The organism is Mycobacterium sp. NGS34 (assembly GCF_059812845.1).
The window spans coordinates 79119-96164 of record NZ_JCALDM010000005.1 but is presented as its reverse complement, the minus strand read 5'-3'; the positions used below and the strand labels follow the sequence as shown (position 1 = coordinate 96164).

13 protein-coding genes, 3 rRNA genes and 1 pseudogene are annotated in these 17046 nt (G+C 64.2%); 10 read left to right on the top strand and 7 right to left on the bottom strand.

Features of this window, described 5'->3' with window-relative positions:
* The first annotated feature begins 46 nt into the window (after window positions 1-46).
* Window positions 47-502 (top strand): methylmalonyl-CoA epimerase, encoded by a 456-nt coding sequence (mce, locus tag AC5Y7V_RS14505; protein WP_066928684.1) that lies wholly within the window; start codon window positions 47-49, stop codon window positions 500-502.
* A gap of 82 nt (window positions 503-584) precedes the next feature.
* Here the strand turns inward: mce and AC5Y7V_RS14500 are convergent, their stop codons facing one another.
* On the bottom strand, window positions 585-878 hold the full coding sequence (locus AC5Y7V_RS14500) for an Rv1322 family protein (protein WP_499880740.1): 294 nt from the start codon (window positions 876-878) through the stop codon (window positions 585-587).
* A complete protein-coding gene (gene nucS / locus AC5Y7V_RS14495) occupies window positions 878-1549 on the bottom strand; it encodes an endonuclease NucS (protein ID WP_499880739.1) in 672 nt (223 codons plus the stop codon). Before nucS ends, AC5Y7V_RS14500 begins: the two co-directional genes overlap by 1 nt.
* Before the next feature lie 45 nt (window positions 1550-1594).
* Here nucS and AC5Y7V_RS14490 point away from each other — a divergent pair, with 45 nt between their 5' ends.
* The 4 genes from AC5Y7V_RS14490 (at window position 1595) to AC5Y7V_RS14475 (ending at window position 4855) form a co-directional block, all read left to right on the top strand.
* Entirely contained in the window at window positions 1595-3220 is a 1626-nt protein-coding gene (locus AC5Y7V_RS14490) for an adenylate/guanylate cyclase domain-containing protein (protein WP_499880738.1), read from the top strand.
* A gap of 143 nt (window positions 3221-3363) precedes the next feature.
* Window positions 3364-3849, top strand: a complete 486-nt coding sequence (locus AC5Y7V_RS14485; protein ID WP_499880737.1) for an MFS transporter — start codon at window positions 3364-3366, stop codon at window positions 3847-3849.
* Window positions 3783-4754, top strand: coding sequence for an MFS transporter (locus AC5Y7V_RS14480; protein WP_499880736.1), 972 nt, complete (start codon window positions 3783-3785; stop codon window positions 4752-4754). Before AC5Y7V_RS14485 ends, AC5Y7V_RS14480 begins: the two co-directional genes overlap by 67 nt.
* On the top strand, window positions 4751-4855 hold the full coding sequence (locus AC5Y7V_RS14475; RefSeq protein ID WP_499881020.1) for an MFS transporter small subunit: 105 nt from the start codon (window positions 4751-4753) through the stop codon (window positions 4853-4855). Before AC5Y7V_RS14480 ends, AC5Y7V_RS14475 begins: the two co-directional genes overlap by 4 nt.
* Before the next feature lie 18 nt (window positions 4856-4873).
* Here the strand turns inward: AC5Y7V_RS14475 and AC5Y7V_RS14470 are convergent.
* Window positions 4874-6043 (bottom strand): annotated as a pseudogene (locus AC5Y7V_RS14470) (MFS transporter); the annotation flags it as partial.
* A 90-nt stretch (window positions 6044-6133) separates the two neighbouring features.
* On the opposite strand from AC5Y7V_RS14470, the gene AC5Y7V_RS14465 reads away from it, so the two are divergent.
* Window positions 6134-7021: a LysR family transcriptional regulator gene (locus AC5Y7V_RS14465; protein WP_499880735.1), complete on the top strand. Its 888-nt coding sequence runs from the start codon at window positions 6134-6136 to the stop codon at window positions 7019-7021.
* Here AC5Y7V_RS14465 and AC5Y7V_RS14460 read toward each other — a convergent pair.
* On the bottom strand, window positions 6978-7631 hold the full coding sequence (locus AC5Y7V_RS14460) for a TetR/AcrR family transcriptional regulator (protein WP_499881019.1): 654 nt from the start codon (window positions 7629-7631) through the stop codon (window positions 6978-6980). The two genes, AC5Y7V_RS14465 and AC5Y7V_RS14460, sit on opposite strands and share 44 nt — an antisense overlap.
* Before the next feature lie 191 nt (window positions 7632-7822).
* Here AC5Y7V_RS14460 and AC5Y7V_RS14455 point away from each other — a divergent pair, with 191 nt between their 5' ends.
* The 4 genes from AC5Y7V_RS14455 (at window position 7823) to AC5Y7V_RS14440 (ending at window position 11740) form a co-directional block, all read left to right on the top strand.
* On the top strand, window positions 7823-8377 hold the full coding sequence (locus AC5Y7V_RS14455; protein ID WP_499880734.1) for a pyridoxamine 5'-phosphate oxidase family protein: 555 nt from the start codon (window positions 7823-7825) through the stop codon (window positions 8375-8377).
* Between the two features lie 12 nt (window positions 8378-8389).
* Window positions 8390-9694, top strand: coding sequence for an amidohydrolase family protein (locus AC5Y7V_RS14450; protein WP_499880733.1), 1305 nt, complete (start codon window positions 8390-8392; stop codon window positions 9692-9694).
* Window positions 9695-9758: 64 nt separating this feature from the next.
* The gene (locus tag AC5Y7V_RS14445; RefSeq protein WP_499880732.1) at window positions 9759-11252 is read left to right on the top strand and encodes an AlkA N-terminal domain-containing protein; all 1494 of its coding nucleotides are present in this window, start codon (window positions 9759-9761) and stop codon (window positions 11250-11252) included.
* Window positions 11249-11740: a methylated-DNA--[protein]-cysteine S-methyltransferase gene (locus AC5Y7V_RS14440; protein WP_499880731.1), complete on the top strand. Its 492-nt coding sequence runs from the start codon at window positions 11249-11251 to the stop codon at window positions 11738-11740. Before AC5Y7V_RS14445 ends, AC5Y7V_RS14440 begins: the two co-directional genes overlap by 4 nt.
* A gap of 46 nt (window positions 11741-11786) precedes the next feature.
* On the opposite strand, the gene rrf is transcribed toward AC5Y7V_RS14440, so the two are convergent.
* From rrf to AC5Y7V_RS14425, 3 genes are all read right to left on the bottom strand, one after another.
* A 5S ribosomal RNA gene (gene rrf, locus AC5Y7V_RS14435) occupies window positions 11787-11899 on the bottom strand.
* Between the two features lie 81 nt (window positions 11900-11980).
* A 23S ribosomal RNA gene (locus AC5Y7V_RS14430) occupies window positions 11981-15078 on the bottom strand.
* A gap of 275 nt (window positions 15079-15353) precedes the next feature.
* Window positions 15354-16873, bottom strand: a 16S ribosomal RNA gene (locus AC5Y7V_RS14425).
* The 16S, 23S and 5S rRNA genes sit together here, the layout of an rRNA operon.
* Window positions 16874-17046: the final 173 nt, after the last annotated feature.

The following is a 17046-nucleotide window of genomic DNA, read 5'->3' as shown; positions in this document are numbered from 1 at the left end:
GCTACCTGGAGAAGCGGAATCTTTGCCGCCACGTTACCGTGGTGAGATGACGACCGATCAAGTTGACGCCCGCCACCTCCTGGCAACGTCCTTGGTGACCGGCCTGGATCATGTCGGCATTGCGGTCGCCGACCTAGACGCCGCAATCACCTGGTACCACGACCACCTCGGCATGATCCTGGTGCACGAGGAAGTCAACGATGACCAGGGCATCCGCGAGGCGATGCTGGCCGTCCCCGGCACCAGCGCGCAGCTCCAGCTGATGGCCCCGCTCGACGACTCGTCGACGATCGCGAAGTTCATGGAAAAGCGCGGACCGGGCATCCAGCAGATGGCGGTTCGGGTCAGCGATCTGGACACCATTTGCGAGCAGCTGCGCGAGCAGGGCGTGCGCCTCGTCTACGACGCGGCCCGGCGCGGCACAGCAAACTCGCGGATCAATTTCATCCACCCCAAGGACGCCGGCGGCGTCCTCATCGAGCTGGTCGAGCCCGCTTCGTAAAAGCCCGCGCCGAGTGTGCGGCCAGCCGCACGTTCGGTGTCCAGCGTGCGGCCAGCCGCACACTGGTGAATCCACGCCGGTTTCACGACCACTTTCGCGTCGGGCCGCGCGTTGCGCGGTTGGTCCAGCACGGCGTGTGCCAGTGCCGCCGGTCCTCGACCGCTGCAGGCGATTCAGTCGGCCACACCACCAGATGCGCTGTGCCGGAACGTATTTCATGGTCACACCCGGGGCAGCGATAGGTCTTGACGGCGCGAGCCGCGGCCACCGGGCGCACTTCGTACTCGTAGCCATCCGGCCCTGTCTCGATCCGACGCAGCATTGCCGAGGAACCCGCGGGCTGTCGTCGACGTGGCGGTCTGCGGCGCGGACACATCAGAACAGCCGGTATTCGTCGCTATCCATGCCGCGCATCTTGTCGTAGTCCAGTGTGATGCAACGGATTCCGCGATCGGTCGCGAGAGTGCGCGCCTGCGGCTTGATCTGCTGGGCGGCGAAGACGCCTTTGACCGGCGCCAGGACGCTGTCGCGGTTGAGCAGCTCGAGATAGCGGGTGAGCTGTTCGACGCCGTCGATCTCGCCGCGCCGCTTGATTTCCACCGCGACCGAGCCGCCCCGTTCGTCGCGGCACAGCAGATCGACGGGTCCGATCGCGGTCATGTATTCGCGGCGGACCAAGGTGTATCCCTCGCCCAGCAGCTGCACATGCTCGGCCAGCAACGCCTGAAGGTGGGCCTCGACGCCGTCCTTCACCAATCCGGGGTCGACGCCCAGGTCGTGGCTCGAGTCGTGCTCGATCTCCTCCACCGTGATGCGCAGCTGCTCGCCGGCCTTGTTCTCCACCACCCACAGCGGCGCCTCGCCGCCGAGCTCCTCGGTCAGCCAGCACGGCGGGCTCATCCAGTTCAACGGCTTGTAGGCGCGGTCGTCGGCGTGCACGCTCACGGATCCGTCGGCCTTGAACAGCAGTAACCTTCGCGCGGAGGGCAGGTGTGCGGTGAGCCGACCGACGTAGTCGACGGTGCATTGGGCGATGACTAGGCGCACCCGACTCACCTTAGAGCGTGGGCGACAAATTAGGCTGGCGCCACGATGTCGGCCAAAATGAGCGTGGCCCAACGTATCGGCCGGGTGCTCGAGAGGATCACCCGCCAGAGCGGCCGCCTGCCGGATACCCCTGCGTACGGCTCATTGATCCTCGGGCGGGTGGCGGAAAGCCAACGGCGGCGTCGCATCCGCATCCAGGTCATCATGACCGTGCTGATCCTGGGAGTGAACCTCATCGGCATCGGGGTGGCACTGCTGTTGGTGATCGTGGCCATTCCCCAGCCGAGCATCTTCCACGACGCGCCAGCCTGGCTCACGTTCGGCGTCTCCCCGGCCTACATCGCCGCGGCCCTGGCGGTGGGCACGTATTGGATCACCCGCCGCACCGTGCTCTCTTTGCGTTGGGCGATCGAGGAGCGCGCGCCCACCGCCGAGGACGAGCGCAACACCTTTCTGGCGCCGTGGCGGCTCGCCATGTACGACCTCGTCCTGTGGGGCATCGGGACGGTGGTGTACACGATCCTCTACGGCCTGGCCAACACGTTGTTCATCCCGCGGTTCCTCCTCGTCGTCAGCTTCTCCGGCGTCCTGGTGGCAACCGCCAGTTATCTGCTCGCCGAGTTCGCGCTGCGCCCGATCGCCGCCCAGGCGCTCGAGGCGGGACCGCCGCCGCGGCGGTTTTCGGCGGGCATCATGGGCCGGACGATGGTGGTCTGGTTCCTGGGTTCCGGCGTGCCCGTCATCGGCATTGGCCTGCTGGCGATGTTCCAGATCCTGCTGCGCAACCTGACCGAGACCGAGTTCGCGGTCGGCGTGCTGATCATGTGCTTCGCCACGCTGATCTTCGGTTGTGCCCTGATGTGGATTTTGGCCTGGCTGACGGCGACCCCGGTGCGGGTGGTGCGCGCGGCGCTGCGCCGCGTCGAGCAGGGCAACCTGCGAGGGAACCTGGTGGTCTTCGACGGCACCGAGCTCGGTGAGCTGCAGCGTGGGTTCAACGCGATGGTCGACGGGCTGCGCGAACGCGAACGCGTGCGCGATCTTTTCGGCCGGCACGTCGGCCGGGAAGTCGCCCTCGCCGCCGAACGCGAGCGGCCGAAACTGGGCGGCGAGGAACGCCACGTCGCCGTCGTCTTCATCGACATCGTCGGCTCCACCCAACTGGTGACCACCCAACCGCCGACCGAGGTCGTGGAAGTCCTCAACCGGTTTTTCGCGATCGTTGTCGAGGAAGTGGACCGCCATCGCGGCCTGGTCAACAAGTTCGAAGGCGATGCATCGCTGGCCATTTTCGGGGCCCCGAATCACCTGGACTCCCCCGAGGACGAGGCCCTGGCCGCCGCGCGGCGCATCGCCGAGCGGCTCGCCGGTGAGATGCGTGAGCTCGACGCCGGCATCGGGGTGGCGGCCGGCCAGGTCGTCGCCGGCAACGTGGGCGCCAAGGAACGGTTCGAATACACCGTCATCGGCGAGCCGGTCAACGAGGCCGCGCGGCTGTGCGAGCTGGCCAAGTCACGCCCGGGCAAATTGCTCGCGACGGCCGGCGCGATCGAGTGCGCCAGCGAAGAGGAAAGTGCCCGTTGGTCTTTGGACGATACCGTAACCCTTCGCGGGTACGAGCGTTCGACGCGGCTGGCCGCCCCGGTGGGGGTCAGTCGGTCCGATCGCTAATTCGAACTGACAACGCCCGTGGTCAACGGCGATGAGCACCGTCGATAGAAATCCTTTATAGGACAATAGAAATCGCGCCTTGACCCGCACGTCGCGCCGCACCGATAGTGGTGAAGCTCCGGCCCGTGTGAGAAGGGTGCATATTGACAACTGTTGCGCTGCTTGACCGTTCGCGAATCGTTGCTGGCCCCGGATGGAGCCGCTGGCTGGTTCCGCCGGCCGCGCTGTCCATCCACCTCGCCATCGGATCGGCCTACGCCTGGAGCGTCTTCAAGATCCCGTTGGAGAAATCGCTGCACGTCTCCGGAACCGCCAGCGCGATGCCGTTCACGGTAGCCATTGTGATGCTGGGCCTTTCGGCCGCGGCGTTCGGCACGCGCGTCGACCACTACGGACCGCGCTGGGCCATGGTCGTTGCCACCGTGTGCTTCTGCAGTGGGTTGCTGATCGCCGGATGCGGGGTTGCGGTTCACCAATACTGGCTCGTCGTGCTGGGATACGGGGTCGTCGGAGGGGTCGGCCTGGGTATCGGCTACATCTCGCCGGTGTCGACGCTCATCAAGTGGTTTCCCGATCGGCCCGGCATGGCGACCGGCCTGGCGATCATGGGCTTCGGCGGTGGGCGCTGATCGCGTCCCCGTGGACGAACAGCCTGCTCGACGCGTTCGGCCGCAACAGCACCGCCGGCGTCGCCAGGACCTTCCTGGTGATGGGTTGCACCTACGCGGTGTTCATGGCGATGGGGTGCCTGCTGATCCGGGTGCCGGCGCCGGGATGGACGCCGCAGGGCTGGAAACCCAAGCCGCAGAGGGCCGGATCGCTGATCACGACGGCCGGCGTGTCGGCCGCCAACGCGATCAAGACGCCCCAGTTCTGGCTGTTGTGGGTGGTGCTCTGCTTCAACGTGACCGCCGGCATCGGCATCTTGGAAAAGGCCTCGCCGATCTACCAGGACTTCTTCCCGAGGGCGCCCCGCGCGGCGGCGTTGGCCTCCGCGGCCGCCGGGTTCGTCGCGCTGCTGTCGCTGGCCAACATGCTCGGCCGGATCGGATGGTCGTCGTTGTCGGATGCGTTGGGGCGCAAGAACATGTATCGGCTCTACCTGGGCGGCGGCGCGCTCCTGTATCTCACGCTGGCGCTGACGACCAATTCCAACAAGGTCACCTTCCTGCTGTGCACGCTGTTGATCCTGTCGTTCTACGGCGCGGGATTCTCGACCGTTCCCGCGTACCTCCGTGACTTGTTCGGCACCTACGAGGTCGGCGCCATCCACGGCAGGCTGCTGACGGCGTGGTCGGTCGCGGGCGTGCTGGGTCCCCTCATCGTCAACGCCATCGCGGACTCGCAGAAGGCGGCCGGCAAACACGGCCCGGACCTTTACCTCGCCTCGTTCGAGGTGATGATCGCCCTGCTGGTCATCGGAATGGTCTGCAATGAGCTGATCCGGCCCGTGGCCACCAAACATCACGAGCCCGAGGCCGCCGCACCGACGTCGGAGGCGGTCCCCCACCGACAACCGGAAAGGCAACCATGACGAAGCCGAGCATCGCGCTGGCCTGGCTCTGGGTAGCCGTTCCGTTCGCTTACGGTGTCTGGCAACTCTTTTCGAAGATCAGCCAATTGTTCGGCGCCTGACCCGAGCCCCGCTTCCCTGACCAGCAGCACCGCAAGCACCACGGCGACGAGGATTAGGGCACCCACGAACCAGACCGTGGCCGGCCACCCGCCGGCGCTGTAGACCAGCCCGCCGAATGCGCCGGCGACCGACCCGCCCAGGTAGTAGCTGAAAAGGTAGAGCGCCGACGCCTCGGCGCGATCCCGGCGCGCCGCCGCACCCACCCAGCCGCTGGCCGCGGTGTGCGCGGCGAAGAATCCGCCGGTGAACACGCCGAGCCCGACGACGATCGCGACCAGCGAGTGCGGGACGGTCAGCGCCAGGCCCGTCACGGTGATCGGCAACGCGCCGCCGAGCACCAGCGCGCGTCCCCTGCGGTCGGCAAGCCGCCCGGCCACCACCGACGCCCCGGTGCCGGCGAGGTACAGCACGAACAACAGCCCGACAACCGACGGCGAAAGTCCGAACGGCGGGGCGGTCAAGCGGTACCCGAGGTAGTTGTACACCGTGACAAAGCCGCCCATCAGCGCGAAGCCCAGCGCAAAAAGCTTCAGCAACACCGGGTTTCGCAGGTGCGCGGCGAGGTTTCGCGCACTGGCGCGCACATTGGCGGCCTTCGGGGTGAAGAACTGCGACCGCGGCACCAGGATTGCGAAGACCGCCGTGCCGGCCAGCGTCGTCAGCGAACACACCAACAGCGCCGCCCGCCAACTGCTGACGTCGACGACCAGCGCCGGGACGATCCGCCCGGTCAACCCACCGACGGTGGTCCCCGCGATGTAGCGGCCCATGGCCGAACCGAGCGAGGAGGCGTGCACCTCCTCGGCGAGGAACGCCATCGCGACCGCGGGTATCCCGGCGAGCGCGACGCCGTGCAGCGCCCGGCCGACAAGCAGAACGCCGAGCGAGGGACTGAAGGGCAACAGCAACCCGATCACGCTGGCCGCGACCCCCGACGTGAGCATCACGGTGATGCGGCCGTAGCGCTCGGAAAGCACGCTCGCAGGGACGATCGACACCGCCAGCACTCCCGTGGTCAGCGCGACCGTGAGCGCGGCGGTGGCCGGCGTGATCCGGTAGTAAGACGAGAACGCCGGCAGCAGCGCCTGGGTGCAGTACATCGCGGCGAAACTCGCCAGGCCGGCTCCGTACAGCGCCGCCGTCACGCGACGGTATCCGCGGCTTCCGGCTTGGTGGGCGATGGGCATGGCAACGATGTTTCGCGCCGCGGCGAGAGAACGGAAATGAATTATTAGTGGAGTTATGATGCTCTATCCGCATAAGTTGAGGTGAAAGCGATGCAGGACGGCGACTACGAGTGGTTCGTCACACTCGCCGAGCTGCAGCACGTCACGGCCGCGGCCGAACAGCTGCACATCGCCCAGCCGACGCTCACCCGCATGCTGGCGCGCCTGGAACGGCGGCTCGGGGTCGCGCTGTTCGATCGCAGCGGCAAGCGGCTCACGCTCAACACCTACGGCCGAATCTTCTACGAGCACGCGCGCCGCGCCCAGAGCGAGCTCGATTCGGCGCGGCGGGCGATCGACGACCTGGCCAATCCGGCCGTCGGCGAGATCCGGCTCGGCTTTCTCGGTTCGTTCGGGTCGACGGTGGTGCCGCGCTTGATCGCCGGGTTCAGGGCAGCGTCGCCGGGAGTGACGTTCGCGCTGGAGGAAGGCGCCGCCGAATCGATCGGCGATCTCGTGCAGTCCGAGTCGATCGACCTCGGCGTCGTTTCGCCGCGGCCGCAGGCACCGAAGCTCGCCTGGCGCAGCCTGTTTCGTCAGCGGCTCGGTATCGCCTTCCCGTGCGACCATCGGCTTGCGGTCGCCGCGGCGGTATCGATGTCCGAGCTGGCCGACGAGCCGTTCGTAGCAATGCAGCCCGGCTTCGGCATGCGCCGCCTGCTCGACGAGCTTTGCGCCGCAGCGCAATTCCAGCCGCGAATCATCCTCGAGTCGGCGACCCTCACGTCGACGGCCGGCCTGGTGGCCGCGGGACTGGGCATCAGCCTGATGCCCATCGACGGCAGCGAGCACGCCGCCGGGGTCAGCGTGCTGCCGCTGGCAGACGCCGACGCCTACCGCGACGTCGGCCTGATCTGGAATTCCGGGCGACCATTGTCCCGCCCGGCCCGCGACTTCATCGCCGCCGCCGCGGGCGTCCATCACGAGGCCGCGACGTAGGTTCTCCATCGCTCTGCGCTGCAGCGTATTTCGCCAGACCACTGATGATGAGCTCGAGTCCCAGCGCGAACTCCTCATCGATCGGCACCGGGAGGTGGTCGGCCACCGCGCTGGTCGCCGGGAACGACTGGGGATCCAATGAGTGGAAAAGCTTGGACGCGTGCCGCTCATCGAATCCGCGACCGCTGAGCTGAATTGCGAAGCCGAGGACATAGCGGGCCACCGTCGCATACGAGCGGGCCGCGAGACGCGGGGTAAAACCGTTGTCGAGCAGGACCGCCAGTAACGCTTCCCGCTGCGCCAGCGCATTGGGCCCGAGCGGAAGCTGGTCGACCAGCAGCGGAGCCACGTTGCGGTGCTCGCGCAACACCTCAAACGTGGCTCGTGCGAAGGACTCGCAGGCCCGCTGCCAACCCATCGTGGCGAGTCCCTCCGTGCTGCACTCGATCTCGCCGAACACGCGATCGACCACGTGCGAAACCACCTCGCCCCGGTTGGCGAAGTGGCGATACAGCGTGGCCGTCCCCGACTCCAGCCGCTGCGCGAGGGTCCGCATCGAGAGGGCCTCGGCGCCTTCGTCGTCCACGATCTCGAGGGCCGTGCCGACGATCCGGTCGAGCGGGACCCGTGGGCGTCCGCGGGACCGGCGACCCGAGGTGTCGTCTCGAGTCGGTGGGCTGCCTCGGGTCACGCGCCCAGTATCGCGACTCTTGACCGTTCACGCAATAACGGATACGGTGTATCCATAAAACATCGGGTGCCGCCCGATCACCTACAAGCCAGACCGGAAGACGCGTTGCCATGCTGCTACCCCTTGCCACGGAACCCTTCACCGTTCCCACCGACCGGGACCTGCTCCCATCCGAACGCCGCGAGTTCGTGCGGACTCACCGAACATGCGTCTTCGGCTACCGCCGAAAGAACGACGGGCCCGGAATGTCGGTTGTCTACTACGTCCCCACGGACGGGGACGAGCTCCTGGTCTCGACGATGGCCGGGCGCGGCAAGGCCCGCGTCATCGCGCGGGACGGCAAGGTCAGCCTGTGTGTCCTCGACGAACGTTGGCCCTTCGCCTACTTGCAGGTGTATGCCGACGCGGTCATCGACGACGACCCCGACCTGGTGTGCGACGTCATGATGGAAGTTGGCGCCAGAATGTCGGGCCAGCCGCTCCCGTCAGAAGCCCGGCCGGTCGTCGATGCCATGCGTCGCGAAGAGAACCGGGTTGTCGTTCGGTGCCGGCCCTACGCGACATTCGGTCAGCCACCGCGACACCTCCACCGCAACGACCAGGAAGAGCGCATCACCCATTGGCTTTCCGGCACGGTCCCGTGGGACGCGCCCGACCCGGCCTGAGTTAGTCCGCCCATGAGCCGCACCGTGCTGCGAGGAGCGCAGGTGATCACCATGTCGCCGGCGCGCCCCGATGCGGAGCGCATCGACATTGTCGTCGAGGGTGATCAGATCACCGGACTCGGCGAGCGCGCCGACGATTCGGACACCGAGACGGTCGACCTTCCCGGTCGCGTCATCATGCCCGGGCTTGTCAACGCGCATCTGCACACGTGGCAGAGCGCGCTGCGCTTGGCGGGCGCCGACTGGACACTGCTGGACTACCTGCGGCACATGCACGGTGGCGTTGCGGACCGCTACACGCCCGATGACGTCTACATCGGCAACCTCGCCGGTGCTCTCAATCAAATCAGCTGCGGCACAACGACGCTGGGTGACTGGTGTCACAACAACGCGACGCCTGAGCACACCGACGCGGCCCTCGAAGGGCTGGAAAGATCCGGCATCCGCGCCGTGTTTCTGCATGGAGCGCCAACGCGGGCCCCCGACTTGGCCCATCCGCTAGCCGAGGTCGACCGGCTCCTCGACCGGCGCGCCTCAGCGCTCGGCACACTCGCCGTCGGGATGGCGATCGCCGGGCCGCAATACTCGACACCGGATGTGGCCGTGGCCGATTTGCGGGCCGCCGCCGAACGCGGCCTCGTCGCCTCGATGCATCAAAGCGGCGGCCAACCGGGGCCCGGATGGGAAGCGGTCCGAGCCGCTGGGCTATTCGGACCGCACACCAACGTTGTCCACGGCGCCGGTCTCACCGACGACTGGTTCGGGCGACTGATCGCTGCAGGCGTCAGCTTCACCGTCACACCGGAGAGCGAGCTCGGGCACGGTCATGGCGTCCCGATCACCGGACACCTGTTAAGACATGGCGCGGCACCGTCGCTGGGCACCGACACCGACACCGCGGTGCCGGGTGAAATTCTGGCCGGCGCGCGCATCGCGCTGGCCCATCAGCGCGGTCTCGACCACGAGCGCCACCGGCAGGCGACCGGCGCGATAGCCCCGGCACCGTCGGTGACCAGCAAGCAGGCGCTGTCATGGGCGACCGTCGAGGGCGCGCGCGCCCTGGGGCTGGACGACCGGATCGGCAAAATCGCGCCGGGCATGCAAGCCGACCTAGTCGTCGTCGACGCGCGACCGCTCAACCTCTGGCCGGCTCGGGATCCGATCGCCGCCGCACTCCACGCCGGCATCGTCAACATCGAAGCCGTGATGATTGCGGGCCGTTGGCGTAAACGGGACCACTCGCTGATCGAGGCAGACCTCGAGGGCGTAAAGAGCCGCCTCCTGGAATCCGGGGATCGACTGAGCCGCGCGCGATAAGCCGCCCCACCTCGATGTCGCTTTTCCGCCAGTTTTGTCGGTGGTGGGGTGTAACTGTGGAAGCGTGCACGAGGATTTCGAACGCTGCTACCGGGCCGTCCAGTCCAAGGACGCCCGCTTCGACGGCTGGTTCGTCACCGCGGTCCTGACGACGCGGATCTATTGCCGGCCCAGCTGCCCCGTGCGACCGCCGTTCGCCCGCAACGTGCGGTTCTATCCCACCGCGGCGGCAGCCCAGCGAGCCGGGTTCCGGGCGTGCAAGCGATGCCGCCCCGATGCGTCTCCCGGCTCACCCGAATGGAACGTGCGCGGTGACGTCGCTGCGCGCACGATGCGGCTCATCGCCGACGGGACGGTGGACCGGGAGGGCGTGGGCGGCCTGGCGGCCCGGCTCAATTACACGACCCGCCAGCTGGAGCGCCTCCTACAGGCCGAGGTCGGCGCCGGGCCACTGGCCCTGGCCCGCGCGCAACGCGCCCAGACGGCTCGGGTGCTCATCGAGACAACGGATCTGCCGTTCGGTGACGTCGCCTTCGCGGCCGGATTCTCCAGCATCCGGCAGTTCAACGACACCGTGCGTTTGGTGTTCGAGCTCACACCCACGGCGCTGCGCCGACGCGCGGCGGGGTCGACGCCGGACGCGAATTCGCCTGGGGCGCTGTGCCTTCGGCTTCCGGTGCGCACCCCCTTCGCCTACGAGGGTGTGTTCGGTCACCTCGCGGCCGGGATCGTGCCCGGCTGTGAGGAGATCCGCGACGGCGCCTATCGGCGCAGCCTGCGGCTGCCCCGGGGCAGCGCGGTCGTGACGCTGACGCCCGCCGTCGACCACGTGCGCTGCCAACTGGCGCTGGACGACTTCCGCGACCTCACGACGGCGATCGCCCGGTGCCGGCGGTTGCTGGACCTCGACGCGGACCCGGAAGCCGTGGTCGACGCGCTGGCCGGCGACCGCGAGCTGGCGACGGTGGTGGAAAAGGCCCCGGGGCAACGCATTCCGCGCACGGTCGACGAGGCCGAACTCGCCGTGCGCGCCGTCCTCGGCCAACAGGTCTCGACCAAGGCCGCGAGCACACACGCGGGCCGGCTGGTCGCGGCCTACGGAAGGCCGATCCACGATCCCGGGGGTGCGTTGACCCACACCTTCCCGTCGGTCGAAGAGCTGGCCGAGGTCGATCCCGTCCACCTGGCGGTGCCGAAGGCCCGCCAAAGGACGCTCACCGCGCTGATCGCCGGGCTGGCCGACGGAAGCGTCGTGCTGGACGCCGGCAGCGATTGGCAGGGCGCCCGGGCGCAGTTGCTGGCGCTGCCCGGTGTCGGTCCCTGGACCGCGGAGGTGATCGCGATGCGCGCCCTGGGCGACCCGGACGCCTTTCCCGCCAGCGACCTCGGACTACGGTTGGCCGCAAAGGAACTCGGGCTGCCTGACGATCAGCGCAAGCTCGTCGAGCGCAGCGCCCGATGGCGGCCCTGGCGCTCCTATGCCACCCAGCATCTGTGGACCACCCTCGAGCATCCGGTAAACCTTTGGCCACCCAAGTCCCCGGGGGCAGTCGCATGATCCGCTACCGCACCATCGAAAGTCCGATCGGCTACCTGACCCTGGCCGGCAGCGGCTCGGTCCTGACGAATCTCCGCATGGTCGACCAGACCTACGAACCGGACCGCGCCGACTGGTCACCGGATCCGCGGGCCTTCGAGGACGCCGCCGCGCAACTGAGCGCCTATTTCGCCGGCGAGCGCACCGACTTCGACATCGAGCTCGACCTGCGGGGCACCGAATTCCAGCGGCGGGTGTGGAAGGCGCTGCTGACAATTCCGTACGGCGAGACCCGATCGTACGGGGAAATCGCCGAGCAGATCGGCGCCCCGGGTTCGGCGCGCGCCGTGGGCTGGGCCAACGGCCACAATCCGATCGCCATTATTGTTCCGTGTCATCGCGTCATCGGCGCCAACGGAAGCCTCACCGGTTTCGGCGGCGGACTCGACCGAAAGCGCACACTGCTCGAATTGGAAAAGCGCCGCGAGAATTTGACGCTATTCGATTAATGGAGAATGCAAAAACACCCCCGTTGCCGGGGGTGTTTTTGTATATGTTCGGCGGTGTCCTACTTTTCCACCCGATCGGGCAGTATCATTGGCGCTGACAGGCTTAGCTTCCGGGTTCGGGATGGGACCGGGCGTTTCCCTGTCGCTGTGGCCGCCGTAACTCTATTTAAATGTGTTTGGTGGAGGGGTGTGGTGCGCCACGGCGTTACTGCCAGGCGCTGGATTGTGGTTGCGATTTGTGTTGGTAAGTTTTCGGCCGGTTAGTGCCAGTTCCCTACACCCATTGCTGGGCTTCTAGGTCTGGCCTATCGAACCCGTGTTCTGCGGGGGGCCTTATCCCTCTAAAAGGGTGAGAAACCTGATCTTGGAGAAGGTTTCCCGCTTAGATGCTTTCAGCGGTTATCCTGTCCGAACGTAGCTATCCAGCGGTGCCCCTGGTGGGACAACTGGTGCACTAGAGGTTCGTCCGTCCCGGTCCTCTCGTACTAGGGACAGGTTTCCTCAAGTTTCTGACGCGCGCGGCGGATAGAGACCGAACTGTCTCACGACGTTCTAAACCCAGCTCGCGTGCCGCTTTAATGGGCGAACAGCCCAACCCTTGGGACCTGCTCCAGCCCCAGGATGCGACGAGCCGACATCGAGGTGCCAAACCATCCCGTCGATATGGACTCTTGGGGAAGATCAGCCTGTTATCCCCGGGGTACCTTTTATCCGTTGAGCGACACCCCTTCCACTCGGGGGTGCCGGATCACTAATCCCGACTTTCGTCCCTGCTTGACTTGTAAGTCTCGCAGTCAAGCTCCCTTGTGCATTTACACTCAACACCTGATTGCCGTCCAGGTTGAGGGAACCTTTGGGCGCCTCCGTTACATTTTAGGAGGCAACCGCCCCAGTTAAACTACCCACCAGGCACTGTCCGTGAACCGGATATACGGTTCGACGTTAGGTGTCCAATACGATCAGAGTGGTATTTCAACAACGACTCCGCCCCAACTGGCGTTGAGGTTTCACAGTCTCCCACCTATCCTACACAAACCGTACCGAACACCAATACCAAGTTGTAGTGAAGGTCCCGGGGTCTTTTCGTCCTGCCGCGCGTAACGAGCATCTTTACTCGTAGTGCAATTTCGCCGAGTCTATGGTTGAGACAGTCGAGAAGTCGTTACGCCATTCGTGCAGGTCGGAACTTACCCGACAAGGAATTTCGCTACCTTAGGATGGTTATAGTTACCACCGCCGTTTACTGGGGCTTAAATTCTCCGCTTCACCTTGCGGTTAACGGGTCCTCTTAACCTTCCAGCACCGGGCAGGCGTCAGTCCGTATACATCGTCTTGCGACTTCGCACGGACCTGTGTTTTTAGTAAACAGTCGCTTCTCGCTGGTTTCTGCGACCGGATCCCGCTCCCAGCGCAAGGCTGTTCACGGTATTCCGGCCCCCCTTCTCCCGAAGTTACGGGGGTATTTTGCCGAGTTCCTTAACCATAGTTATCTCGTACGCCTCGGTATGCTCTACCTGACCACCTGTGTCGGTTTGGGGTACGGGCCGTGTGTGTGCTCGCTAGAGGCTTTTCTTGGCAGCAGAGGATCACCGAATTCACCTCAATCGGCTATGCATCACCTCTCAGGAATATGAGCGACGGATTTGCCTATCGCTCTCCCTACAGGTTTGCCCCAGTATTACCACTGACTGGTACGGCTACCTTCCTGCGTCACCCCATTGCTTGACTACTACCAATCCGGGTCCCACGCAGCCGGCGATCCTCGCACCCCGAAGGGATTGATAGACCACCTTTTGGGTGGTTAGCAGAATTGATTCATCACGGGCGCCCACACACGGGTACGGGAATATCAACCCGTTGTCCATCGACTACGCCTGTCGGCCTCGCCTTAGGTCCCGACTCACCCTGGGCGGACTGGCCTGGCCCAGGAACCCTTGGTCTTACGGCGGGCAAGGTTCTCACTTGCCTTATCGCTACTCATGCCTGCATTCTCACTCCCCCACCCTCCACCACCGGTCACCCGGTGGCTTCGCTGAATGAGGGACGCTCCCCTACCCAACCTTTCGGTTGCCGCGGCTTCGGCGGTGTGCTTGAGCCCCGCTACATTATCGGCGCACAATCACTTGACCAGTGAGCTATTACGCACTCTTTCAAGGGTGGCTGCTTCTAAGCCAACCTCCTGGTTGTCTCTGCGACTGCACATCCTTTCCCACTTAGCACACGCTTTGGGGCCTTAGCCGGCGATCTGGGCTGTTTCCCTTTCGACGTACGGAGCTTATCCCCCGCCGTCTCACTGCCACGCTATACACCACGGCATTCGGAGTTTGGCTGACGTCAGTAACCTAGTAGGGCCCATCGGCCATCCAGTAGCTCTACCTCCGTGGTGAAACACGCAACGCTGCACCTAAATGCATTTCGGGGAGAACCAGCTATCACGGAGTTTGATTGGCCTTTCACCCCTACCCACAACTCATCCCCTCAGTCTTCAACCTAAGTGGGTTCGGGCCTCCACGCGGTCTTACCCGCGCTTCACCCTGGCCATGGGTAGATCACTCCGCTTCGGGTCCAGAACACGCCACTACACCCCAAAGGGGATGCGCCCTATTCAGACTCGCTTTCGCTGCGGCTACCCCACACGGGTTAACCTCGCGACGTGTCCCTGACTCGCAGGCTCATTCTTCAAAAGGCACGCCATCACCCCACGAGGAGGCTCTGACGGATTGTAGGCACACGGTTTCAGGTACTCTTTCACTCCCCTCCCGGGGTACTTTTCACCATTCCCTCACGGTACTAATCCGCTATCGGTCATCGAGAAGTATTTAGGCTTACCGGGTGGTCCCGGCAGATTCACAGCAGATTCCACGGGCCCGCTGCTACTCGGGAGTTGATACAAGGTAGGTGCCGGGTTTTCGCGTACCGGGCTCTCACCGTCTATGGCGGACCATCCCAGGCCACTTCCGCTAACTACGACACTTTCTGACTACCCTCCAGCCAGGTAGAGCTGGACGTATCAATCCCACAACCCCGCACACACAACCCCTACCCGGTATCGCATGCGTGCGGTTTAGCCATGTTCCGCGTTCGCTCGCCACTACTGACGGAATCACAATTGTTTTCTTCTCCTACGGGTACTGAGATGTTTCACTTCCCCGCGTTCCCCCTCGCACCCTATATATTCAGATGCGAGTAACACGACATCACTCGTGCTGGGTTTCCCCATTCGGAAATCCTCGGATCAACGCTCGGTTGACAGCTCCCCGAGGCATATCGCAGCCTCCCACGTCCTTCATCGGCTCTCGATGCCAAGGCATCCACCATGCGCCCTTAAGCACTTACAAACACAAAAACCAAAGAATAAAATTACACAAAACGAACACACCACCATTGGCAGTGCGTCCATTTAGATGCTCGCAACCACTATCCAGTTCTCAAACACCACACCCCACCACCAAGATGGGGGGACAAGCACTCAATCGATCCGAGTGTTGCCTCAGGGCCCAATAGTGTGTCTGGCAATCATTTGCTGTTGTGCACCCGGCCCCGCCCACTACAGGCGGGAACCCCTCACGGCTTGCACCCCACCAATTGGGGTGCTTTTCGTGGTGCTCCTTAGAAAGGAGGTGATCCAGCCGCACCTTCCGGTACGGCTACCTTGTTACGACTTCGTCCCAATCGCCGATCCCACCTTCGACAGCTCCCTCCCAAAGGGTTAGGCCACTGGCTTCGGGTGTTACCGACTTTCATGACGTGACGGGCGGTGTGTACAAGGCCCGGGAACGTATTCACCGCAGCGTTGCTGATCTGCGATTACTAGCGACTCCGACTTCACGGGGTCGAGTTGCAGACCCCGATCCGAACTGAGACCGGCTTTAAAAGGATTCGCTTAACCTTGCGGCATCGCAGCCCTTTGTACCGGCCATTGTAGCATGTGTGAAGCCCTGGACATAAGGGGCATGATGACTTGACGTCATCCCCACCTTCCTCCGAGTTGACCCCGGCAGTCTCTCACGAGTCCCCGCCATTACGCGCTGGCAACATGAGACAAGGGTTGCGCTCGTTGCGGGACTTAACCCAACATCTCACGACACGAGCTGACGACAGCCATGCACCACCTGCACACAGGCCACAAGGGAACCGACATCTCTGCCGGCGTCCTGTGCATGTCAAACCCAGGTAAGGTTCTTCGCGTTGCATCGAATTAATCCACATGCTCCGCCGCTTGTGCGGGCCCCCGTCAATTCCTTTGAGTTTTAGCCTTGCGGCCGTACTCCCCAGGCGGGGTACTTAATGCGTTAGCTACGGCACGGATCCCAAGGAAGGAAACCCACACCTAGTACCCACCGTTTACGGCGTGGACTACCAGGGTATCTAATCCTGTTCGCTCCCCACGCTTTCGCTCCTCAGCGTCAGTTACTGCCCAGAGACCCGCCTTCGCCACCGGTGTTCCTCCTGATATCTGCGCATTCCACCGCTACACCAGGAATTCCAGTCTCCCCTGCAGTACTCCAGTCTGCCCGTATCGCCCGCACGCTCACAGTTAAGCCGTGAGATTTCACGAACAACGCGACAAACCACCTACGAGCTCTTTACGCCCAGTAATTCCGGACAACGCTCGCACCCTACGTATTACCGCGGCTGCTGGCACGTAGTTGGCCGGTGCTTCTTCTGCAGGTACCGTCACTTGCGCTTCGTCCCTGCTGAAAGAGGTTTACAACCCGAAGGCCGTCATCCCCCACGCGGCGTCGCTGCATCAGGCTTGCGCCCATTGTGCAATATTCCCCACTGCTGCCTCCCGTAGGAGTCTGGGCCGTATCTCAGTCCCAGTGTGGCCGGACACCCTCTCAGGCCGGCTACCCGTCGTCGCCTTGGTAGGCCGTCACCCCACCAACAAGCTGATAGGCCGCGGGCCCATCCCACACCGCAAAAGCTTTCCACCATAAAGCATGCGCTAAATGGTCCTATCCGGTATTAGACCCAGTTTCCCAGGCTTATCCCGAAGTGCAGGGCAGATTACCCACGTGTTACTCACCCGTTCGCCACTCGAGTACCCCCGAAGGGGCCTTTCCGTTCGACTTGCATGTGTTAAGCACGCCGCCAGCGTTCGTCCTGAGCCAGGATCAAACTCTCCAAACAAAAACCCCTCGATAACGAGGTGAATTTACAATCAGAGAAAATCTGACCTAACAAAAGACACCAATTATTACTGGCATCAAAAAACGACCATACCCACACACGGGGGGTGCAGAGTATGGTCAAAAAAACAACAACAAAATAAAAAGACCAAACACACTATTGAGTTCTCAAAC